A 22,204-nucleotide genomic window follows, 5' to 3' on the forward strand; every position below is an offset into this window, starting at 1 on the left:
CAAGCTGAAAACCTCTGGTCTCTCAGACCAAAACGCCTCTGGCGTTGTAAGGTTAAGCCTCACGGGTCATTAGTACCGGTTAGCTCAACGCATCGCTGCGCTTACACATCCGGCCTATCAACGTCGTAGTCTTCAACGTCCCTTCAGGACTCTCAAGGAGTCAGGGAGAACTCATCTCGGGGCAAGTTTCGTGCTTAGATGCTTTCAGCACTTATCTTTTCCGCACTTAGCTACCGGGCAGTGCCATTGGCATGACAACCCGAACACCAGTGGTGCGTTCACTCCGGTCCTCTCGTACTAGGAGCAACCCCCCTCAATTCTCCAGCGCCCACGGCAGATAGGGACCGAACTGTCTCACGACGTTCTAAACCCAGCTCGCGTACCACTTTAAACGGCGAACAGCCGTACCCTTGGGACCTACTTCAGCCCCAGGATGTGATGAGCCGACATCGAGGTGCCAAACACCGCCGTCGATATGAACTCTTGGGCGGTATCAGCCTGTTATCCCCGGAGTACCTTTTATCCGTTGAGCGATGGCCCTTCCATTCAGAACCACCGGATCACTATGACCTGCTTTCGCACCTGCTCGAGCCGTCACTCTCGCAGTCAAGCTGGCTTATGCCATTGCACTAACCTCCTGATGTCCGACCAGGATTAGCCAACCTTCGTGCTCCTCCGTTACTCTTTGGGAGGAGACCGCCCCAGTCAAACTACCCACCAGACACTGTCCGCAGCCCGGATTACGGGCCTACGTTAGAACATCAAACATTAAAGGGTGGTATTTCAAGGTTGGCTCCACGCAGACTGGCGTCCACGCTTCAAAGCCTCCCACCTATCCTACACATCAAGGCTCAATGTTCAGTGTCAAGCTATAGTAAAGGTTCACGGGGTCTTTCCGTCTTGCCGCGGGTACACTGCATCTTCACAGCGATTTCAATTTCACTGAGTCTCGGGTGGAGACAGCCTGGCCATCATTACGCCATTCGTGCAGGTCGGAACTTACCCGACAAGGAATTTCGCTACCTTAGGACCGTTATAGTTACGGCCGCCGTTTACCGGGGCTTCGATCAAGAGCTTCTCCTTGCGGATAACCCCATCAATTAACCTTCCGGCACCGGGCAGGCGTCACACCGTATACGTCCACTTTCGTGTTTGCACAGTGCTGTGTTTTTAATAAACAGTTGCAGCCAGCTGGTATCTTCGACTGCCTTCAGCTCCATCCGCGAGGGACTTCACCTGATGACAGCGTGCCTTCTCCCGAAGTTACGGCACCATTTTGCCTAGTTCCTTCACCCGAGTTCTCTCAAGCGCCTTGGTATTCTCTACCTGACCACCTGTGTCGGTTTGGGGTACGATTTCGTGTTACCTGGAGCTTAGAGGCTTTTCCTGGAAGCAGGGCATCAGTTACTTCACCACCGTGGTGGCTCGTCGTCACGCCTCAGCGTTAATAAGAGTCCGGATTTACCTGAACTCTCCGCCTACACGCTTAAACCGGGACAACCGTCGCCCGGATAACCTAGCCTTCTCCGTCCCCCCTTCGCAGTAACACCAAGTGCAGGAATATTAACCTGCTTCCCATCGACTACGCTTTTCAGCCTCGCCTTAGGGGTCGACTCACCCTGCTCCGATTAACGTTGAACAGGAACCCTTGGTCTTCCGGCGAGCGGGCTTTTCACCCGCTTTATCGTTACTTATGTCAGCATTCGCACTTCTGATACCTCCAGCATGCCTCACAGCACACCTTCAACGGCTTACAGAACGCTCCCCTACCCAACAACGCATACGCGTCGCTGCCGCAGCTTCGGTGCATGGTTTAGCCCCGTTACATCTTCCGCGCAGGCCGACTCGACCAGTGAGCTATTACGCTTTCTTTAAATGATGGCTGCTTCTAAGCCAACATCCTGGCTGTCTGTGCCTTCCCACATCGTTTCCCACTTAACCATGACTTTGGGACCTTAGCTGGCGGTCTGGGTTGTTTCCCTCTTCACGACGGACGTTAGCACCCGCCGTGTGTCTCCCGTGATAACATTCTCCGGTATTCGCAGTTTGCATCGGGTTGGTAAGCCGGGATGGCCCCCTAGCCGAAACAGTGCTCTACCCCCGGAGATGAGTTCACGAGGCGCTACCTAAATAGCTTTCGGGGAGAACCAGCTATCTCCCGGTTTGATTGGCCTTTCACCCCCAGCCACAAGTCATCCGCTAATTTTTCAACATTAGTCGGTTCGGTCCTCCAGTTAGTGTTACCCAACCTTCAACCTGCCCATGGCTAGATCACCGGGTTTCGGGTCTATACCCTGCAACTTAACGCCCAGTTAAGACTCGGTTTCCCTGCGGCTCCCCTATACGGTTAACCTTGCTACAGAATATAAGTCGCTGACCCATTATACAAAAGGTACGCAGTCACCCCATAAAGAGGCTCCCACTGCTTGTACGTACACGGTTTCAGGTTCTGTTTCACTCCCCTCGCCGGGGTTCTTTTCGCCTTTCCCTCACGGTACTGGTTCACTATCGGTCAGTCAGGAGTATTTAGCCTTGGAGGATGGTCCCCCATATTCAGACAGGATACCACGTGTCCCGCCCTACTCTTCGAACTCACAGAATGTGCACTTTCGTGTACGGGGCTATCACCCGGTATCGCGCGACTTTCCAGACGCTTCCACTAACGCACAAACTGATTCAGGTTCTGGGCTGTTCCCCGTTCGCTCGCCGCTACTGGGGGAATCTCGGTTGATTTCTTTTCCTCCGGGTACTTAGATGTTTCAGTTCCCCGGGTTCGCCTCGCAACACTATGTATTCATGTTGCGATGATGCACTGGGTGCACCGGGTTTCCCCATTCGGACATCGTCGGCTGTAGCGGTTCATATCACCTTACCGACGCTTTACGCAGATTAGCACGTCCTTCATCGCCTCTGACTGCCAGGGCATCCACCGTGTACGCTTAGTCGCTTAACCTCACAACCCACAGGCGTTTTGCAACGCGTGCAGACTGCAAGCATTTGAGAGACTCGAACATATCGCCGCTTCATTCTTATTACGGAGAATGAAGACGATACGTCGTTTCAATTTTCAGCTTGTTCCGGATTGTTAAAGAGCATAATACTTCGCAGCACACCGTTTCCGGTTTGCTCTGAAGTATTGTTTTGAGTCACTGTAATGGTGGAGCTAAGCGGGATCGAACCGCTGACCTCCTGCGTGCAAGGCAGGCGCTCTCCCAGCTGAGCTATAGCCCCATACAGTTACTGCAGAGACCACTACTACCACTCACCAGGAGTTCCGTTTTTGACAAACGGTAATTTCTTTTCAGGCAAGGCAAAGTGGCGCGACGTATAGTTCACTATACGAGCGGCGCTTTAACGCAGCATGAGAAGAAATTTGGTAGGCCTGAGTGGACTTGAACCACCGACCTCACCCTTATCAGGGGTGCGCTCTAACCACCTGAGCTACAAGCCTGTAGAGGTTTTTTCTGCTCGTTACTTTCTATCAGACAATCTGTGTGAGCACTTCGCGGGAAGGTATCTTCAGGTAAGGAGGTGATCCAACCGCAGGTTCCCCTACGGTTACCTTGTTACGACTTCACCCCAGTCATGAATCACAAAGTGGTAAGCGCCCTCCCGAAGGTTAAGCTACCTACTTCTTTTGCAACCCACTCCCATGGTGTGACGGGCGGTGTGTACAAGGCCCGGGAACGTATTCACCGTAGCATTCTGATCTACGATTACTAGCGATTCCGACTTCACGGAGTCGAGTTGCAGACTCCGATCCGGACTACGACGCACTTTATGAGGTCCGCTTGCTCTCGCGAGGTCGCTTCTCTTTGTATGCGCCATTGTAGCACGTGTGTAGCCCTACTCGTAAGGGCCATGATGACTTGACGTCATCCCCACCTTCCTCCAGTTTATCACTGGCAGTCTCCTTTGAGTTCCCGGCCGAACCGCTGGCAACAAAGGATAAGGGTTGCGCTCGTTGCGGGACTTAACCCAACATTTCACAACACGAGCTGACGACAGCCATGCAGCACCTGTCTCAGAGTTCCCGAAGGCACCAAAGCATCTCTGCTAAGTTCTCTGGATGTCAAGAGTAGGTAAGGTTCTTCGCGTTGCATCGAATTAAACCACATGCTCCACCGCTTGTGCGGGCCCCCGTCAATTCATTTGAGTTTTAACCTTGCGGCCGTACTCCCCAGGCGGTCGACTTAACGCGTTAGCTCCGGAAGCCACTCCTCAAGGGAACAACCTCCAAGTCGACATCGTTTACGGCGTGGACTACCAGGGTATCTAATCCTGTTTGCTCCCCACGCTTTCGCACCTGAGCGTCAGTCTTTGTCCAGGGGGCCGCCTTCGCCACCGGTATTCCTCCAGATCTCTACGCATTTCACCGCTACACCTGGAATTCTACCCCCCTCTACAAGACTCCAGCCTGCCAGTTTCGAATGCAGTTCCCAGGTTAAGCCCGGGGATTTCACATCCGACTTGACAGACCGCCTGCGTGCGCTTTACGCCCAGTAATTCCGATTAACGCTTGCACCCTCCGTATTACCGCGGCTGCTGGCACGGAGTTAGCCGGTGCTTCTTCTGCGGGTAACGTCAATCGGTGAAGCTATTAACTCCACCGCCTTCCTCCCCGCTGAAAGTACTTTACAACCCGAAGGCCTTCTTCATACACGCGGCATGGCTGCATCAGGCTTGCGCCCATTGTGCAATATTCCCCACTGCTGCCTCCCGTAGGAGTCTGGACCGTGTCTCAGTTCCAGTGTGGCTGGTCATCCTCTCAGACCAGCTAGGGATCGTCGCCTAGGTGAGCCATTACCCCACCTACTAGCTAATCCCATCTGGGCACATCCGATGGTGTGAGGCCCGAAGGTCCCCCACTTTGGTCTTGCGACGTTATGCGGTATTAGCTACCGTTTCCAGTAGTTATCCCCCTCCATCGGGCAGTTTCCCAGACATTACTCACCCGTCCGCCACTCGTCACCCGAGAGCAAGCTCTCTGTGCTACCGTTCGACTTGCATGTGTTAGGCCTGCCGCCAGCGTTCAATCTGAGCCATGATCAAACTCTTCAATTTAAGTTTGATTTGCTGAAACCAGTTCAGCGGTGCTCATCTGTAAAACGTCATAATGAATTTCATTATGTGTTCACTCGTGAGGCTTTGATATTTTTTTGCGTCCGGAGACGCGGATATCAATCCTGCGAGTGCCCACACAGATTGTCTGATAAATTGTTAAAGAGCATGCCGCGATTTCTCTAGCGGCGCGGGATGCGTATATTACGCTTTCCGCATTCTCAGTCAAGCATTTATTTTTGCTTTTCTGAAGGTTGCCTTGAAGACCACCTCCTGAACACTTCGCTTCGTAAGCCGTTGTTCCGTGTCAGTGGAGGCGCAGTATAGGGATTTCTTCGGAGCTGACAAGCGCTAATTTCAAATTAATTTCCGAGTGCTGATTTTTTCGTCGAAACGCCACTAAACTGCTAATTTTTCCAGCAACGGGAAGCCATAACGCTGCAAAATCGGTGACAATTTCGTCACTTCATCATCTATACGCGTACAGAACGCTAAATTCTGACCGGATGAAACTGCCTGCGGTGCTTCATGCTCTAATAACCAAACGGTACGACGTGCAATAGCCGCGCCCGAATCCACCAGCCTTGTCCCTTCCGGTAGCACCAATTGCAGCTCATCACGTAGTAAAGGGAAATGCGTACATCCGAGAACCACGGTATCAGGTGGCTCTTTCATCCGTAGCCAGGGTTGCACAGCACGGCGTACATCAGCGAGCTCAACATCTTCGCCATGCAGCTTGGCTTCCGCCAGCTCCACCAGCTCAGCAGAGCCGAGCATTTCAATTTTGCAGTCGCGGGCAAATTGCGCCACTAACTCATGGGTATAAGGACGTTTCACCGTGCCGCGCGTGGCCAGCAATCCCACTACGCCGTTACGCGTCAGACGCGCAGCAGGTTTTATCGCAGGCACCACACCCACAACCGGGAATTCGAAGCGCTCACGCAGAGCCGGCAAAGAGATGGTGCTGGCCGAGTTACAAGCAATGATCACCAACGCAAGCGGGAAACGCTGAGTGATAGCCGTCACCACCGCCACCACGCGCTCGACAATAAAGTCTTCGGATTTTTCGCCGTACGGGAACCCTTCATTATCAAAGGCGTAGAGATAGTGAAGATCCGGCAGTAAATGCCGGACCTCATCATAAACGGAGAGCCCACCCACGCCGGAGTCAAACACCAGCACGGTGGGACGCAGATCAGAAGCTGTAGCTGGCGCTGAGGTAATACTCCGTTCCTGGAGTTGGATAGCCATACGCTGTCTCATAATCTTTATCGAACAGGTTGGCAATTCTACCACGAACGGTGAGCTGTGATGTGACCGGATACGAGACCGCGAGATCTACCGTGCTGTAACTCGATAAACGACGCTGCTCGCTGGCATATTCGCTGGTGTTGTTATCGTAGCGCTTACCGAAGTACTGGTAGATGACATCAATATCAAAGTCATACACCGTCATACCCAGCTGATATTTGGCCTGCTCACGCGCACGACGCGCCAGCATTTCACCATCTGAATCACGACGCGCATCCAGATAACCCAAGGTGATCTGGTGATGAAGTAAGCGGGTATCAAAATCAGCGGTGGCTTCAATACCTTTCAGCGTAACGGCTTTTTCATTGTAATAGCCGCCCTCAAAAGTCACAGGATCAGAAGCATAGGTAATGAGATTGCTGACTTTATTGTGATACGCCGCAACACGCCAATTAACCGGACCGGTTAAACCTTCCAGCGCGGCTTCCCACTGTTTTGATTTCTCAGGATTGAGATCGGGATTAGAGCTAATACCAAAGCGCTTCAGACCATATAGCTGGCCTAACGTCGGCGCCTGGAAACCCGTGCCGTAAGAGAGTGATGCCTTGTAACCCGGCACAAACTCCCAACCCGCAGCCGTTTGCCAGGTGCCATGACGGCCGAAGTCCTGGTTATCATCGCCACGCGCCGAACCTTCAAGCGTAACATTGCCAAACTGCTGCTGAGCCGTCAGGTAAGCACCGGTGTTGTCTTGCTTGTAACCATCTTCGTCACGCGGTGCGCCAGAATAGAGTTGTCCAACCGAGCTCAGTTTCTGCTGCTGCCAATCCAGACCCGCGCTGACCATGCCATACCCCACCGCAAAGGTGTTGCCCCACTGCAGGTTGCGCTGCTCCATGTCATCCAGGCTATTGGAATCCGCATAGCGGCCATCAGACCCAACGTAGTTATAGATTTTGTACTTTTGATAACTGGCGGTCAGCTGCGAGGAGTATTCCTCTTTATTAAAGCGCAGACCGGTATCAAACGAGTGATTATAGATCTGTTGCTCATCCTGACCACCGACATAACCCGCATCGTAATCTGAGTTCGCGGCGTAACCGTAACCCCGGAAGAAGCCAGAAAACGCCTCGTTAAACTTGTGGTCAACGCCAGCCCAGAACGCCTTATTGCGCCAGCCATCACGATCGCGATCGGTCGGAGACGTTGAGCCCGGCTGAACGTTGTAGCCGTTGGTGGCCTGATAAGAGCCCGCCACCGTTACGCGCGTTTGGTCCGTGACATTTTGATTGATGCCGCCGCTGTATTCCTGATAGCCCTTCGAACCAAAGCCAGCCGTCAGCGAGTTTTGATTATTCGGGTTTTGCGTGATGACATTCACCACGCCGCCAATCGCATCTGCGCCGTAAACGGCAGAGCGCGGGCCGCGAATAAACTCAACGCGCTGGATAATAGAAACAGGAATCTGGTTGAAGTCAGCAACGCCGGTAATGCCAGGCTTAGAGAACGGCACACCGTCAACCAGAATTAGCGTATGGCGCGCTTCCGAACCCCGCACATACATAGAAGCGCTTTGCCCAATGCCACCGCTTTGCGCGATATCCACGCCCGGCAAGCGGCGTAACACTTCCAGTAGGTTCCTGGATTGCCACTGATCGATCTCATCACGGGTGACAACAGAAGTCGAAGCCAGCACCGACGAGACCGGCTGCGCGAAGCGGTTAGCGGTAACGATTTGCGTATCATCATTCTGCTGCGCGTAGCCAAATTGCGCCCAGAGAGACAACGCCGTTGCACTGAAGGCAAACAGCGAAGCATGTGTTTTTTTCATTGTTATAGCATCCAAAAGACGAAGCAGGATGCCGCACGACTACGACCAATAGCTCGCGATGGTCGTATGTATTGCGACGTCACACCGGCAGGTCTTCGGGCTGAGAATCATAAATGGTGAAAAAACTTCCCATCCGGCAGGACAGTGTTTGTAATTGCCATCACCACGACATTCCTTACCGCTGCGCGTCAGCTCCAGATTCACACTGGATTCCCTTTTAACTCAAGGAGGCCGGCAGGCGCAGTCTACGGCCAGGAAGGCCGGAAATCCAGACTTCCAGCCATCTTGTTTTCCGCAGGGCTGGACATCAGCAGTTGAATGCCTACAATCGCCCGGCAAGCCAGCTTATTACCAGGATTAAAGATGACACCCGAACAGCTCCCGATTGAACAATACGACGCGCAACTGGCGGAAAAAGTCAGCCGTTTACAGGCGATGATGGTGCCCTTTGCCGCGCCCGACGTGGAGGTGTTCCGTTCGCCGGTCAGCCACTATCGGATGCGTGCCGAATTCCGCATCTGGCACGACGGAGACGATCTCTACCACATCATCTTTGATCAACAGACCAAGCAACGTATCCGCGTCGATCAATTCCCGGCGGCCAGTGAATTGATCAACCAGTTGATGCCAAAACTGATCGCGGCGATCCGTGACAACCGCGCGCTGCGTTTCAAACTGTTCCAGATCGATTACCTGTCGACGATGAGCAACCAGATTGTTATCTCGCTGCTCTATCACCGCAAGCTGGAAGAGGAGTGGACCGCCGCCGCCAGCGCCCTGCGCGACAGCCTGCGTGCCGAAGGCTTTGACGTGCAGCTGATTGGCCGCGCCACCAAAACCAAAATCTGCCTCGATCGCGATTACGTGGATGAGCGCCTGCCGGTCGCGGGGAAAGAGATGATTTATCGTCAGGTGGAGAACAGCTTCACCCAGCCAAACGCGGCGATGAATATTAAGATGCTGGAGTGGGCGCTGGACGTCACGCAGGATTCGCAAGGCGATCTGCTGGAACTCTATTGCGGTAACGGCAACTTCTCGCTGGCGCTGGCGCGTAACTTCCGCAGCGTGTTGGCCACGGAAATTGCCAAGCCGTCGGTCGCGTCCGCGCAATACAACATTGCCGCCAACCATATTGATAACGTGCAGATTATTCGTATGGCCGCTGAAGAGTTTACCCAGGCGATGACGGGCGTACGCAGCTTCAATCGTTTAGAAGGCATCGACCTGAAGAGCTATCAATGCGAAACCATTTTTGTTGATCCGCCACGTAGCGGGCTGGATGAGGAAACTGTGAAGATGGTGCAGGCCTATCCGCGCATCCTTTATATCTCCTGCAACCCGCAAACGCTGTGCGACAACCTCGCGGTGCTGGGAGAAACGCATGACGTCACGCGTCTGGCGCTGTTCGATCAGTTCCCGTATACCCATCATATGGAATGCGGCGTGCTGCTGACGCGCAAGGCCTAAACAACAACGGGAACCCCAAGGTTCCCGTTTTTTCACTGCTTGCTCTTCGCGCGGCGAAAACGCATACCAATCCAGAACACCAGCGCCACCATCAGAATGGTCGGGATGAAGTTAGAGCCGATATCCGGATATTCAGCCCGCACCAGCGCGCTATAAACCAAAATACCCAGCAGGAAGAACGCCGCCGCCAGTGAAGGCATGCCGTCTGGCATATTGCGGTTGAGATAACGCTGATGCAAACACCAGGCCGCGAGGCCAAGCGCAATCAGCGGGAATATCGAAAAGGGAACAAACGTGCTGAACAGCACCGAAAAGGAGCCGTTGATCGCTAAACCGGTGATAAAAGCCAATAAAAGCGTTCCTTTATCGCGTGGGTTTTGCTCAATCATTTCATTATCCTTATCACATTACTCTTCGGGTTTTTCCAGGGTAACCGCCAGACGCTCTTGCTCCCGGCGATACCAGTAATAAGCGCCTTTGGCGATCATGCGCAGCTGCAGCACTAATCGATCCTCAAGCTTACGGCGCTGCTCAATATCAACGTCCAGCGCTTCGGCACCCGCGCTAAACACAATCGTCACCATGGCTTCGGCCTGCGCTTCGGTGAAGCTGCGCGGCATGCGATTTTCTAATTCAAGATAATCGGCCAGTTCGGCGATGAAGTGCTGAATCTCACGCGCGACTGCGGCACGAAAGGCCGCCGAGGTTCCGGAGCGCTCGCGTAGTAAGAGCCGAAAAGCGTTGGGATTGTTCCCGATGAACTCCATAAAAGTTGCCACCGAGGTTTTGATAATGCTGCCGCCCTTGGCAATACGCTGGCGCGCCTGACGCATTAACTGGCGCAGCATCAAGCCGCTTTCGTCCACCATGGTCAGGCCCAGCTCATCGACATCGCGGAAGTGACGATAAAATGAGGTCGGCGCAATCCCCGCTTCGCGTGCAACTTCGCGCAAACTCAGGCTGGCAAAACTCCTTTCTGCACTTAACTGACTGAAGGCAGCTTCAATCAGTGAACGTCGTGTACGTTCTTTTTGTAACGCTCTGACGCCCATTTTCCCGGCCTTTTAGGTGATTTGGCAGGCACTATAACAAACTTTTCAGCGTACAGCGGTGCAAACTTTGTGAACGCTTGTGAACCTCACGCTTTGTCAAACTTCAGCAATTTACGCTGTTAGAATTCAGATGTGCGCGGCGAGATGTTAGAATCTCGTTGTAAAAATGTGATAAAAAAATAGGACGTACTGGTATGCAAAAGTCTTACGATTACGATGCCATTGTGATTGGCTCCGGTCCGGGCGGCGAAGGTGCGGCGATGGGGCTGGTGAAGCAGGGAGCGCGTATTGCAGTGATCGAACGCTACCACAACATCGGCGGCGGTTGTACACACTGGGGAACCATCCCTTCCAAAGCCCTGCGTCACGCTGTTAGCCGTATCATCGAGTTCAATCAAAACCCACTTTACAGCGATCACACTCGCCTCCTGCGCTCCTCATTCGCCGACATTCTCAACCACACCGAGAACGTGATCAGTCAACAAACCGCGATGCGTCAGGGCTTCTACGAGCGCAACCGCTGTGAACTTTATCAGGGCGATGCCCGATTTGTTGATGCCAACACCATCGAAGTGGAACAACCCGACGGCACCCGCGAGCGATTAACCGCGGCGAAATTCGTGATCGCCTGCGGTTCTCGTCCGTATCATCCCGCGGATGTCGATTTCACCCATCCGCGCGTTTACGATTCCGACTCCATCCTCAACCTGCATCATGAACCTGGTCACGTCATCATTTATGGCGCCGGCGTAATTGGCTGTGAATATGCCTCGATTTTCCGCGGCCTGAACGTCAAGGTTGACCTGATCAACACTCGCGACCGTCTGCTGGCATTCCTCGATCAGGAGATGTCAGATTCCCTCTCCTATCACTTCTGGAACAGCGGCGTGGTGATTCGTCACAACGAAGAGTTTGAGAAGATTGAAGGCGTTGATGACGGGGTGATAATTCACCTTAAATCGGGCAAAAAAGTGAAAGCCGATTGCCTGCTGTACGCAAACGGTCGAACCGGTAACACCGATTCACTGGCGCTGGAAAACGTCGGACTGGAAGCGGATGGTCGTGGCCTGCTGAAGGTGAACAGCATGTATCAAACTGCGCTGCCGCATATTTACGCGGTTGGCGACGTGATTGGTTATCCAAGCCTGGCTTCTGCTGCTTACGATCAGGGCCGCATTGCCGCGCAGGCGATCATCAAAGGTGAAGCTACCGCGCACCTGATCGAAGATATTCCAACCGGGATTTACACCATTCCGGAGATCAGCTCAGTGGGTAAAACCGAACAGCAGCTGACGGCGATGAAAGTGCCGTATGAAGTGGGTCGTGCGCAGTTTAAACATCTGGCGCGTGCGCAGATTGTTGGCATGCATGTCGGCAGCCTGAAGATTCTGTTCCACCGCGAAACCAAAGAGATTTTAGGGATTCACTGCTTTGGCGAGCGTGCTGCGGAGATCATTCACATCGGCCAGGCCATCATGGAACAGAAGAACGGCGGCAACACGATCGAGTACTTCGTGAATACCACCTTCAACTATCCCACCATGGCCGAAGCTTATCGCGTGGCAGCGTTAAACGGCTTAAACCGCCTGTTTTAACGAGGTATCCAGATAACCCTTCATGTGGGTTTTGATTGCTTCTGCCAACTGCTCATAGCGGCTGCGCAGAGGCGATCCTGGACGATAGACCAACGCGATGGTGCGCTGCGGCACCGGCTTGTAACACGGTAAATAGCAGACGCCATCACGTTCGCGTTCATTCGGCACGGACAGCGCAGGTAACAAGGTAATGCCGCTACCGGCGGCAACCATGTTGCGCAGCGTTTCCAGACTGGTGGCGCGGAAATGCGTATCTTCATCGGCACCGGCTTCGAAGCAGAAGCCCATCGCCTGATCGCGCAGGCAGTGCCCATCTTCCAGCATCAGTAATTTCTCACCGGCCAGATCCGACATCGGCACGCGATCGCGATCGCGCCACGGATGATCGGCATAAACCGCCAGCGTCATTGGCTCATCAAACAGCGGCACTTCAATAAAGGCTTCACTCTCTTTCACCAATGCCACGATGGCGCAATCCAGCTTGCCGCTGTCGAGCTGTGCCAGCAGTTGCTGCGTCTGCGCTTCATGCAGGTACATTTCGAGTTTGGGGAAGGTTTTGTGCAGCATCGGAATGATGTGCGGCAGCAGATACGGCCCGGTGGTTGGAATCAAACCAATGTGCAGCGGTCCAGACATCGCTTCGCCTTGCTGGCTCGCCATCTCCTTCAGCACTTTCACTTCGCGCAGCACGGTTCGCGCTTGATCCACCAGCAACAGTCCTGCCTGAGTAAACAACACCTTACGGCTGGTTCGCTCCAGCAGCATCACGCCAAGTTCATCTTCCAGCTTACGAATCTGTCCACTTAAGGTAGGTTGGCTGACATGACATGCGTCAGCTGCACGCCGGAAATGGCGATGCTCCGCAAGTGAAACCAGGTATTCGAGATCACGAATATTCATTGAAATCCTCCAAACCACGATAGCCCGTGGCGATAGATAGAATAGCAATGAACGATTGGCCCTATCAAGGCGTGAGCGGGAATAATGCGCGCATCAAATGATCTGGAGCAGAACCTGCAAACTGCTTAAAACCAATCACTGTGCTGGCCGGGAGTGGCCTGCCCTTGATGATGTGCCTATAACAAAATGTAATTCCGAAGCTAGAGGTTGGCGGGCTACCCAAGAGGTGCCCGCTTTTTTTTGCTTGTCACTCGCCTGCTGGATATCAACAGAGCGCGATAAATCGCGCCGCTACGCATTCCTGCTCATACCGCAGCGGCGCAATCTAATGCGCATAGCTTTAACCCAAACGCTTCTGAGCTTCGCTAATGGCGAAGGCGACCTGTTGAGGAGCGACACCACCTTGCGCATTACGCTTATCCAGGCAGGATTGCAGCGACAGAATTGGATACACGTCATCCTCAATCACCGCGCTGAACTGCTTCAACTGCGCCAGAGTGAGCGCTTCCAGCGCCACGCCTTGCTTGATCGCTTCCACCACGGTTTCACCCACAATGTGGTGGGCTTCGCGGAACGGAACGCCTTTTGCCACCAGATAATCGGCCAGCTCGGTCGAGTTGGCGTAGCCCTGCTCAGCGGCTTCCTGGCAACGCGGACGTTTTACCTGAATGCCGTCCAGCACCAGCACCGACATATGCAGGCAGTCGAGCCAGGTATCCAGCGCATCGAACAGCCCTTCTTTGTCTTCCTGCATATCTTTGTTGTACGCCAGCGGCAGGCCTTTCAGCGTCATCATCATGCCGGTCAGCGCACCTTGCACACGGCCGCATTTGCCACGGATCAGCTCCAGCGCATCCGGGTTTTTCTTCTGCGGCATCAGCGACGACCCGGAAGTGACTTTATCCGACAGTTCAAGGAAGCCCGCTTCACCGGTGTTGAAGAAGATCAGGTCTTCAGCAAAGCGCGACAGATGCACCATGCCAATCGAGGCGTCTGACAGCAGCTCGAGCACGTGATCGCGATCGGAAACGGTATCGAGGCTGTTACGCGTGGCAGAGGCAAAACCTAACCAGCCGGCCAGCTGCTGACGATCGATCTCGTAGGCGGTACCCGCCAGCGCGCCGCAACCCAGCGGACTGACATCCATACGCTTCAGTGCATCCTGCAGACGGCTCTCGTCACGCGCCAGCATCTCAACGTACGCCAGGCACCAATGCGCGAACGTCACCGGTTGCGCACGCTGCAGGTGCGTGTAACCCGGCATCACCGCGTCCTGATTGGCTTGTGCCGTGGCGACCAGCGCCGATTGCAGCTCACGCGTCGCCTCCAGCAGCACGGCAACCTGCTCTTTGCACCACAGTTTCAGATCGGTCGCGACCTGATCGTTACGGCTACGGCCGGTGTGCAATTTCTTGCCCAGCGCGCCGACTTTGTCGATCAGCTTGCCTTCCACCCAGCTGTGAATATCTTCCGCATCGCTTTGCAGAATCTGCTCAGGATTGGCGCGTACCTCAGCCAGCAGTTCATTCAACGCGCTTTCCAGCTGTTGCTGCTCTTCATTGGTCAGCACGTTGACCGTCACCAGCGCTTTTGACCAGGCAATCGAGCCGGTAATGTCCTGCTCGGCCAGGCGATAGTCAAAACGCAGCGAGTCGTTGAACTGTTTGAACCGTTGGTCTGCTGCCTGCGAAAAACGTCCGCCCCAAAGTGCCATCTGCATTACTCCTGAATCTGTTATAGAAAAGGCGGCCCGAAGCCGCCCTTGCAAAATAGGTCGATTGCCGCGGTATTACTTCTTCTGCTCGTTCAGCGCGCGAATGCGTGAAGAGAGTGAGAACAAGCGGATAAAGCCGCCCGCGTGACGGTGATCGTAAACTTCGTCTTCGCCAAAGGTGGCGAACTCTTCTGAGTACAGGCTGTTAGCAGAGGTTTTCTGAATCGCCGTGGCCTGGCCTTTATACAGCTGGAGTACCACTTCGCCATTCACCTCTTCTGCCAATGATTCAGCTGCGGCCTGGATAGATTTACGCAGCGGCGCGAACCAGCGACCATCGTAAACCACGTAAGACATTTCATGGCCCAGCTGCTCACGCCATTTGAAGCTATCGCGATCCAGCACCAGTTGTTCAACCGCACGCAACGCGTTAACCATGATGGTGCCGCCTGGAGTTTCGTAGCAGCCGCGGGACTTGATGCCTACCAGACGGTTTTCCACGATGTCGATACGGCCGACGCCGTGTTTGGCGCCCAGCACGTTGAGTTTTTCCAGGCACTGGAACGGGCTCAGCGTCTCGCCATTCACCGCCACCACGCGACCTTTCTCCACGGTGACCGTGACATTTTCTGGCTGATCGGGCGCTTCCAGCGGATCAACGGTCCACACCCAGCAATCTTTGTTCGGTGCATTGGCTGGGCTTTCCAGCACGCCGCCTTCGGTAGAGATGTGCCATGCGTTCTCGTCACGGCTGTAGATTTTTTCCAGCGACGCGGTGGTCGGGATATTGCGCTCTTTCAGGTAATCCAGCAGCGCTTCACGTGAACGCAGGTCCCACTCACGCCATGGCGCAACCACTTTCAGCTGTGGCGCCAGCGCGGTGTAGGTGGTTTCAAAACGCACCTGATCGTTACCTTTACCGGTTGCGCCGTGGCACAGCGCATCTGCGCCCACTTTCAGCGCCAGCTCAACCTGGGCTTTAGCGATAATCGGACGCGCCATAGACGTACCCAGCAGATAAGTGCCTTCGTACAGGGCGCCAGTCTGCAGAACCGGATACACGTATTCGCTGATGAACGCTTCACGCAGGTCAACCACGTGGCACTCAGACGCACCTGACTGCAGCGCTTTCTTCTCAACGCCTTCCAGATCGGCGGGATCCTGGCCAATGTTCGCCACGAACGCCACCACTTCACAGCCGCCATAGTTCTCTTTCAACCATGGAATGATGGCTGAAGTATCCAGACCGCCGGAGTAGGCCAGAACGATTTTTTTGATGTTTTGCGTGCTCATGTCTTAATCCTTGATTATGCGAGAATCCGGGTGCCAATCGACACGCCGTTGAAAAGGGTTGGCAGTTGTTCAGCATGACGCCAGCTGGCGATATCGACCGGGCGACCGAGCGTGCGGGCGGCATCAAGCGCCGCGTTCACTTTCACGATCATGCCATCGGTGATGATGCCCTGCGCAATCAGCTGCTCCGCTTTCGCGGCGGTCATCTCTTCGATGCGCTGACCTTTGCCGTCGAGAATACCGCTGACATCAGACAACAGCACCAAATCGGCACCGATGGTCGCAGCCAGCGCGGTTGCCGCCTGGTCAGCGTTGACGTTCATCAACTCGCCGCCATCGGTGATACCGATTGAGCTGATCACCGGCATATAGCCTGCACTCAGCAGCGTGTTCACCAGCGCCGGGTTGCCTGGCGTCGCGTTGCCAACGTGTCCCAGCTCTTCATCGAACTGCGCCACGTTGACCAGACCGGCATCGCCGAGGCACAAACCCACCGCGCCGATGCCATATTTCTTCGCCCACGCCAGCAGCGTTTTGTTGGCTGTACCGGCTAACGCACCGGTAATAATGTCAATCTGATCGGCTGGCGTCACGCGCAAACCGTTCTTCTTTTTCACCGGCAGCGCGAGCTTCTTCATCAGCTCGTCCACCACGCAACCACCGCCGTGCACAATGATCAGCGGACGCTGATGTTCATTGCGGTACGCCAGCAGGGCATCAAACAGACGGGCCAGCGCTTCTTCGCTATCCAGCAGCACGCCACCCAGTTTAATGATTAATGGATTCATTGCGTTATCCGTTCGTTAAATCAGAGACAGCGTTTCGGGGAAGCCGAAACGAATGTTTAAACACTGAACCGCCTGCGATGAGGCGCCTTTCAGCAGGTTATCTTCGGCAGCCACCACAATCAGGTGCTCGCCTTGCATGGCGAAGCCGATGTCGCAGAACGGCAAACCGACCACCGCTTTCAGCGCCGGGACGCCTTTGTCATAGACGCGCACCAGCGGTTTATCGTGGTAGGCGCTATGGAAGGCATCCGCCACATCCTGCTGCGTCACGCCCGCTTTCAGGCGGCAAGTGGTGGTCGATAAAATCCCGCGTGGGAAGCTGCCCAGATGTGGCGTGAAGATCACCGGCGTACCGAGATGCGCCACAATTTCTGGGTGATGACGATGATTAAACAAACCGTACGGCTGCAAGCTCACTTCACAGAAGCTGGTGCCAACGTTGGCTTTGCGCCCTGCGCCGCTCACGCCGCTGGTGGCGTTAATCACCGGCCACTGTGCATCGTTAAGCAGACCCGCTGCGATCAGCGGTTTCAGCGAAAGCTGGGCTGCGGTTGGGTAGCAACCCGGCACCGCAACCAGCTCTGCGTCTTTGATTTTGTCGTGCTGCCATTCGGCCAGGCCGTAAACCGCCTTGTCCAGCCAATCCTGATGCTGATGGCTGAAGCCGTAATATTGGGTATAGAACGCATCGTCGTTTACGCGGAACGCGCCGGAGAGATCGAACACCACGCAACCGGCTTTGAGGAATGCAGGTGCCAGATCGTGGCTGACTTCGTGAGCGGTGGCGAGGAACACCACATCCACTTTGTCGGCCCATTCAGCGGCATCGCTCAGCGGCTGCAGCGGCAAATCGACAATGCCTTTGAGCTGTGGATGCAAATCCGACAGTAACTTTCCAGCATCCGGGCTTTGCGCTGAAACCGCCAAAGCGGTTATGTTCATATGCGGATGGCGATTCAGGTAGGTGGCAAGCTCTACGCCAGCGTAACCACTGGCACCAACGATCAGCGTATTCAACATCAGGCTGTATACCTTATTACAGTCACACGTATCGGGTCGCGGCCTTGCCCCGTTGCCCAGAATGCCGTTTGCAGAAGATTTGATGCTTCACATGCAAGCGACGTTATTGTATTTTTATTCACTATTAATGCATGAATATTGATACATCCTAACCCAAGGACCGTCAACAGTGAAGACAAAATTACCACCTTTTATCGAACTCTACCGCCAGTTGATTGCCACGCCATCAATCAGCGCAACCGATAGCGCACTGGATCAGAGTAATGAAACTTTAATCAATTTGCTGGCCGGCTGGTTCCGCGATATTGGCTTCAGTGTCGAAGTGCAGCCGGTGCCTGGCACGCGGCATAAATTCAACATGCTGGCGCGCAGCGGATTGGGCGCAGGCGGCTTGTTATTGGCGGGTCATACCGACACTGTGCCTTACGACGACGGCCGCTGGACGCGCGATCCGTTCACGCTGACCGAACACGACAACAAGCTGTACGGCCTCGGCACCGCCGATATGAAAGGCTTCTTCGCCTTTATTCTGGATGCGCTGCGTGACGTTGACGTGACCAAACTCAGCAAGCCGCTCTACGTCCTCGCCACCGCCGACGAAGAGACCACCATGGCGGGCGCGAAGTATTTCTCTGAATCCACCCAGTTGCGTCCGGATTGCGCCATCATCGGCGAGCCCACCTCGCTTAAGCCGGTGCGCGCGCATAAAGGTCATCTGTCGAATGTGATTCGTATTCAGGGGCAATCAGGCCACTCCAGCGATCCGTCACGCGGCGTTAACGCCATTGAACTGATGCATGAATCCATTACCCAGCTGATGCAGCTGCGTAACACGCTGAAAGAGCGTTACAACCACGATGGTTTTGCCATTCCTTATCCAACCATGAACTTTGGTCATATTCATGGTGGCGACGCCGCCAACCGCATCTGCGCCTGCTGTGAATTGCACATGGATATTCGTCCGCTGCCGGGCTTAACCCTGAGCGATTTGGATGGTCTGCTGAATGACGCGCTGGCGCCGGTAAGTGCGCGCTGGCCGGGACGTCTTACCGTGGGCGAGCTGCATCCGCCGATTCCAGGCTACGAATGTCCGGCCGATCATGAGCTGGTGCAAGTGGTGGAGAAGCTGCTGGGCGTGCCAACCGAAGTGGTGAACTATTGCACTGAAGCGCCTTTTATCCAGCAGTTGTGCCCAACGCTGGTATTAGGCCCGGGATCTATCAATCAAGCCCATCAACCTGATGAGTTTATTGATACCGCATTTATCAAGCCGACTCATGCGCTTATCACCCAAGTCGTACAGCATTTTTGTCATTGATGAACAACAAATGGGGCATTTCACTGTTAAATCAGCAAATTGCCCCGTCATTGTTCGGGATTTGATAATAAGAATAACTTATCTCGCTTCGATGCAAGCAAATTCTTTGAATTTCCGCCATTTAGCAGCACATTTACGTAGATTTAAGGCAATTGACGCGCAGGAAGATACGTGGCTAGATAAAAGACGATGTTATGCCCGTTGGGCGTAAGAGTATTAAAAAAAGACGATAAGGGTGTCAGGGTCCAATGAACGAACAATATTCCGCAATGCGAAGTAATGTCAGTATGCTCGGCAAACTGCTCGGGGATACAATTAAGGATGCACTAGGAGAGAACATCCTCGACCAGGTGGAGACCATCCGTAAACTCTCTAAGTCATCCCGTGCGGGAAATGACACTCATCGTCAGGAACTGCTGACCACGCTGCAAAATCTGTCGAACGACGAGCTGCTGCCGGTGGCGCGTGCGTTTAGCCAGTTCCTTAATCTCACCAACGTCGCTGAACAGTATCAAACCATTTCACGTAGCGGCGATGGCGCGAACCACCCTGAACTGCTGAAAAAGACTTTCGAACGTCTGAAACAGCAAGGCGATATCAGCGAAGCGGCGATCCGCCAGTCGATTGAAGAGCTGTCGCTGGAGCTGGTGCTGACTGCGCACCCCACCGAAATTACCCGCCGCACGCTGATCCATATGCTGGGCGAAGTGAACAGCTGTTTACAGCAACTCGATCATAGCGATATTTCTGACTACGAACGTACCCAGGTGATGCGCCGTCTGCGCCAGCTGGTGGCACAAGCGTGGCACACCGACGAAATCCGCAAATACCGTCCAACGCCGATAGATGAAGCCAAATGGGGCTTTGCCGTGGTGGAAAACAGCCTGTGGCAAGGCGTGCCAGCCTTCCTGCGTGAGCTGAATGAGCAAGTGGAAGAGACTTTTGGCATTAAGCTGCCGGTCGATTTCGTACCGATTAAATTTACCTCGTGGATGGGCGGCGACCGTGACGGCAACCCGAACGTCACCGCACCGATTACCCGCCACGCGATGCAGCTGAGCCGCTGGAAGGCCGCGGACCTGTTCCTGCGCGATATCGGCGTGCTGATTTCCGAGCTGTCGATGTCCGAATGCAGCGACGAAGTGCGCGAGCTGTGCGGCGATGCGGAAGCGCTGGAGCCGTACCGCATGGTGCTGAAGCGCCTTCGCGGCCAGCTGATGACCACGCAGGCTTATCTTGGCCGTCGTCTTAAAGGCGAGCGCCTGCCGCGTCCGGCCGATTTGCTGGTCTCTAACGATCAGCTGTGGGATCCGCTGTTCGCTATCTATCAATCTCTGCAGCAGTGCGGCATGGGCATCATCGCCAATGGTCAGCTGCTGGACACGCTGCGCCGCGTGAAGTGTTTCGGCGTGCCGCTGGTGCGCATCGATATCCGTCAGGAGAGCACCCGCCATACCCAGGCGATTGCCGAAGTAACGCGCTATCTCGGCCTCGGTGATTACGAAAGCTGGTCAGAAGCGGATAAACAAGCCTTCCTGATTCGCGAACTGAATTCCAAGCGTCCGCTGTTGCCGCATCAGTGGGAACCAGGCGATGAGACGCGCGAAGTGCTGGATACCTGCAAAGTGGTGGCCGAAGCGCCGCAGGGTTCAATTGCTTCCTACGTGATCTCCATGGCGAAAACGCCGTCGGACGTGCTGGCCGTGCATCTGCTGCTGAAAGAAGCCGGCATTCCTTACGCCATGCCGGTTGCGCCGCTGTTCGAAACCCTTGATGACCTGAACAACGCTAACGACGTGATGACACAGTTGCTGAACATCGACTGGTATCGCGGCTTTATCAATGGCAAACAGATGGTGATGATTGGCTATTCCGACTCAGCGAAAGATGCCGGCGTGATGGCCGCCAGCTGGGCGCAATATCAGGCGCAGGACGCGCTGATCAAAACCTGTGAAAGCGCGGGCATCACGCTGACGCTGTTCCATGGACGCGGCGGCTCAATCGGTCGTGGCGGCGCGCCAGCCCATGCGGCGCTGTTGTCACAACCGCCGGGCAGCCTGAAAGGTGGCCTGCGCGTGACCGAACAGGGCGAGATGATTCGCTTCAAATACGGTTTGCCCGAAGTCACTATCGCCAGCCTGTCGCTGTATACCGGTGCGATTCTGGAAGCCAACCTGCTGCCACCGCCGGAACCCAAGCGCGAATGGCAGGAGATCATGAATGGTCTGTCGGCGCACTCCTGCGCGATGTATCGCGGCTATGTGCGTGAGAATCCGGACTTCGTGCCCTATTTCCGCTCAGCCACGCCCGAGCAGGAGCTGGGCAAATTGCCGCTGGGTTCACGTCCGGCTAAACGTCGCCCAACCGGCGGTGTGGAATCGCTGCGTGCCATTCCGTGGATCTTCGCCTGGACGCAGAACCGTCTGATGCTGCCAGCCTGGCTGGGCGCGGGTGCCGCGTTGCAGAAAGCGATGGATGAAGGTCATCAGGATGAGCTGGAGAACATGTGCCGCGAGTGGCCATTCTTCGCCACACGCCTTGGCATGCTAGAGATGGTGTTCTCGAAAGCCGATTTGTGGCTGGCGGAGTACTACGATCAGCGTCTGGTGGATAAATCACTGTGGTCGCTCGGCAAGCAGCTGCGCGATCAGCTGGATGCGGATATCAAAGCGGTGTTGACCATCGCTAACGATGCCCATCTGATGGCTGACCAACCGTGGATTGCTGAGTCCATCGCGCTGCGTAACGTTTATACCGATCCACTGAACGTGTTGCAGGCTGAACTGCTGCATCGTTCACGTGCGCAGGAAGAGCGCGGTGATGAGCCAGATGCGCGTGTAGAACAAGCGCTGATGGTGACGATCGCGGGTGTTGCAGCGGGTATGCGTAATACCGGTTAATCGAGTGAAATGAT

Annotated in this window: 13 protein-coding genes, 2 tRNA genes, 2 rRNA genes and 1 riboswitch; of the genes, 4 read left to right on the plus strand and 13 right to left on the minus strand. The window is 54.7% G+C overall.

Annotated elements, in window-relative coordinates:
* Positions 1–48: 48 nt before the first annotated feature.
* The 6 genes from FCN45_RS18690 to btuB all read right to left on the minus strand — a co-directional run bounded on the left by FCN45_RS18690 (position 49) and on the right by btuB (position 8,143).
* Positions 49–2,953: ribosomal RNA gene (locus FCN45_RS18690) — 23S ribosomal RNA — on the minus strand.
* Between the two features lie 202 nt (positions 2,954–3,155).
* Positions 3,156–3,231 (minus strand) — tRNA-Ala (locus FCN45_RS18695).
* A 143-nt stretch (positions 3,232–3,374) separates the two neighbouring features.
* A tRNA-Ile gene (locus FCN45_RS18700) sits at positions 3,375–3,451 on the minus strand.
* Positions 3,452–3,524: 73 nt separating this feature from the next.
* Positions 3,525–5,064 (minus strand): 16S ribosomal RNA (locus tag FCN45_RS18705).
* The 16S and 23S rRNA genes sit together here with 2 tRNA genes alongside, the layout of an rRNA operon.
* 396 nt (positions 5,065–5,460) lie before the next feature.
* On the minus strand, positions 5,461–6,312 hold the full coding sequence (gene murI / locus FCN45_RS18710) for a glutamate racemase (RefSeq protein ID WP_110868173.1): 852 nt from the start codon (positions 6,310–6,312) through the stop codon (positions 5,461–5,463).
* On the minus strand, positions 6,257–8,143 hold the full coding sequence (gene btuB, locus FCN45_RS18715; protein ID WP_137386746.1) for a TonB-dependent vitamin B12 receptor BtuB: 1,887 nt from the start codon (positions 8,141–8,143) through the stop codon (positions 6,257–6,259). The genes murI and btuB overlap by 56 nt, the downstream gene beginning before the upstream one ends.
* 68 nt (positions 8,144–8,211) lie before the next feature.
* Positions 8,212–8,394: riboswitch (cobalamin riboswitch) on the minus strand.
* Positions 8,395–8,506: 112 nt separating this feature from the next.
* On the opposite strand from btuB, the gene trmA reads away from it, so the two are divergent.
* Positions 8,507–9,610, plus strand: a complete 1,104-nt coding sequence (trmA, locus tag FCN45_RS18720) for a tRNA (uridine(54)-C5)-methyltransferase TrmA (RefSeq protein WP_137386747.1) — start codon at positions 8,507–8,509, stop codon at positions 9,608–9,610.
* Between the two features lie 32 nt (positions 9,611–9,642).
* Here the strand turns inward: trmA and FCN45_RS18725 are convergent, their stop codons facing one another.
* Both FCN45_RS18725 and fabR read right to left on the minus strand, forming a co-directional pair.
* Positions 9,643–9,999, minus strand: a complete 357-nt coding sequence (locus tag FCN45_RS18725; RefSeq protein WP_061720276.1) for a YijD family membrane protein — start codon at positions 9,997–9,999, stop codon at positions 9,643–9,645.
* A gap of 18 nt (positions 10,000–10,017) precedes the next feature.
* The gene (fabR, locus tag FCN45_RS18730; RefSeq protein ID WP_008109648.1) at positions 10,018–10,662 is read right to left on the minus strand and encodes an HTH-type transcriptional repressor FabR; all 645 of its coding nucleotides are present in this window, start codon (positions 10,660–10,662) and stop codon (positions 10,018–10,020) included.
* Positions 10,663–10,856: 194 nt separating this feature from the next.
* Here fabR and sthA point away from each other — a divergent pair, with 194 nt between their 5' ends.
* Complete coding sequence (sthA, locus tag FCN45_RS18735) at positions 10,857–12,257, plus strand: Si-specific NAD(P)(+) transhydrogenase (protein ID WP_101760632.1); 1,401 nt, start codon at positions 10,857–10,859, stop codon at positions 12,255–12,257.
* On the opposite strand, the gene oxyR is transcribed toward sthA, so the two are convergent.
* From oxyR to argC, 5 genes are all read right to left on the minus strand, one after another.
* Positions 12,240–13,157, minus strand: a complete 918-nt coding sequence (oxyR, locus tag FCN45_RS18740) for a DNA-binding transcriptional regulator OxyR (protein WP_008109652.1) — start codon at positions 13,155–13,157, stop codon at positions 12,240–12,242. The two genes, sthA and oxyR, sit on opposite strands and share 18 nt — an antisense overlap.
* Positions 13,158–13,497: 340 nt before the next feature.
* Complete coding sequence (argH, locus tag FCN45_RS18745) at positions 13,498–14,871, minus strand: argininosuccinate lyase (RefSeq protein WP_101760728.1); 1,374 nt, start codon at positions 14,869–14,871, stop codon at positions 13,498–13,500.
* 75 nt (positions 14,872–14,946) lie between these two features.
* Positions 14,947–16,164 (minus strand): argininosuccinate synthase, encoded by a 1,218-nt coding sequence (locus tag FCN45_RS18750; RefSeq protein WP_101760634.1) that lies wholly within the window; start codon positions 16,162–16,164, stop codon positions 14,947–14,949.
* A gap of 14 nt (positions 16,165–16,178) precedes the next feature.
* Positions 16,179–16,952 carry an acetylglutamate kinase gene (gene argB / locus FCN45_RS18755; protein ID WP_137386748.1) on the minus strand — a complete coding sequence of 258 codons (774 nt, stop codon included), beginning with the start codon at positions 16,950–16,952 and terminating at the stop codon, positions 16,179–16,181.
* Between the two features lie 15 nt (positions 16,953–16,967).
* Positions 16,968–17,972, minus strand: coding sequence for an N-acetyl-gamma-glutamyl-phosphate reductase (argC, locus tag FCN45_RS18760; protein WP_137386749.1), 1,005 nt, complete (start codon positions 17,970–17,972; stop codon positions 16,968–16,970).
* Between the two features lie 169 nt (positions 17,973–18,141).
* Between argC and argE the strand changes: the two genes are divergently transcribed.
* On the plus strand, positions 18,142–19,290 hold the full coding sequence (gene argE / locus FCN45_RS18765) for an acetylornithine deacetylase (protein ID WP_101760637.1): 1,149 nt from the start codon (positions 18,142–18,144) through the stop codon (positions 19,288–19,290).
* A gap of 248 nt (positions 19,291–19,538) precedes the next feature.
* Positions 19,539–22,190 (plus strand): phosphoenolpyruvate carboxylase, encoded by a 2,652-nt coding sequence (gene ppc, locus FCN45_RS18770; protein ID WP_101760638.1) that lies wholly within the window; start codon positions 19,539–19,541, stop codon positions 22,188–22,190.
* Positions 22,191–22,204: the final 14 nt, after the last annotated feature.

Origin of the sequence: Pantoea sp. SO10 (assembly GCF_005281435.1) — a bacterium.
In the GTDB taxonomy this organism is placed as follows: Bacteria; Pseudomonadota; Gammaproteobacteria; order Enterobacterales; family Enterobacteriaceae; genus Pantoea; species Pantoea leporis.

Coding starts and splice junctions, on each gene's coding strand:
- murI (WP_110868173.1), bottom strand. CDS start 6,312: ATGGCTATCCAACTCCAGGAACGGAGTATTACCTCAGCGCCAGCTACA.
- btuB (WP_137386746.1), bottom strand. CDS start 8,143: ATGAAAAAAACACATGCTTCGCTGTTTGCCTTCAGTGCAACGGCGTTG.
- trmA (WP_137386747.1), top strand. CDS start 8,507: ATGACACCCGAACAGCTCCCGATTGAACAATACGACGCGCAACTGGCG.
- FCN45_RS18725 (WP_061720276.1), bottom strand. CDS start 9,999: ATGATTGAGCAAAACCCACGCGATAAAGGAACGCTTTTATTGGCTTTT.
- fabR (WP_008109648.1), bottom strand. CDS start 10,662: ATGGGCGTCAGAGCGTTACAAAAAGAACGTACACGACGTTCACTGATT.
- sthA (WP_101760632.1), top strand. CDS start 10,857: ATGCAAAAGTCTTACGATTACGATGCCATTGTGATTGGCTCCGGTCCG.
- oxyR (WP_008109652.1), bottom strand. CDS start 13,157: ATGAATATTCGTGATCTCGAATACCTGGTTTCACTTGCGGAGCATCGC.
- argH (WP_101760728.1), bottom strand. CDS start 14,871: ATGGCACTTTGGGGCGGACGTTTTTCGCAGGCAGCAGACCAACGGTTC.
- FCN45_RS18750 (WP_101760634.1), bottom strand. CDS start 16,164: ATGAGCACGCAAAACATCAAAAAAATCGTTCTGGCCTACTCCGGCGGT.
- argB (WP_137386748.1), bottom strand. CDS start 16,952: ATGAATCCATTAATCATTAAACTGGGTGGCGTGCTGCTGGATAGCGAA.
- argC (WP_137386749.1), bottom strand. CDS start 17,972: ATGTTGAATACGCTGATCGTTGGTGCCAGTGGTTACGCTGGCGTAGAG.
- ppc (WP_101760638.1), top strand. CDS start 19,539: ATGAACGAACAATATTCCGCAATGCGAAGTAATGTCAGTATGCTCGGC.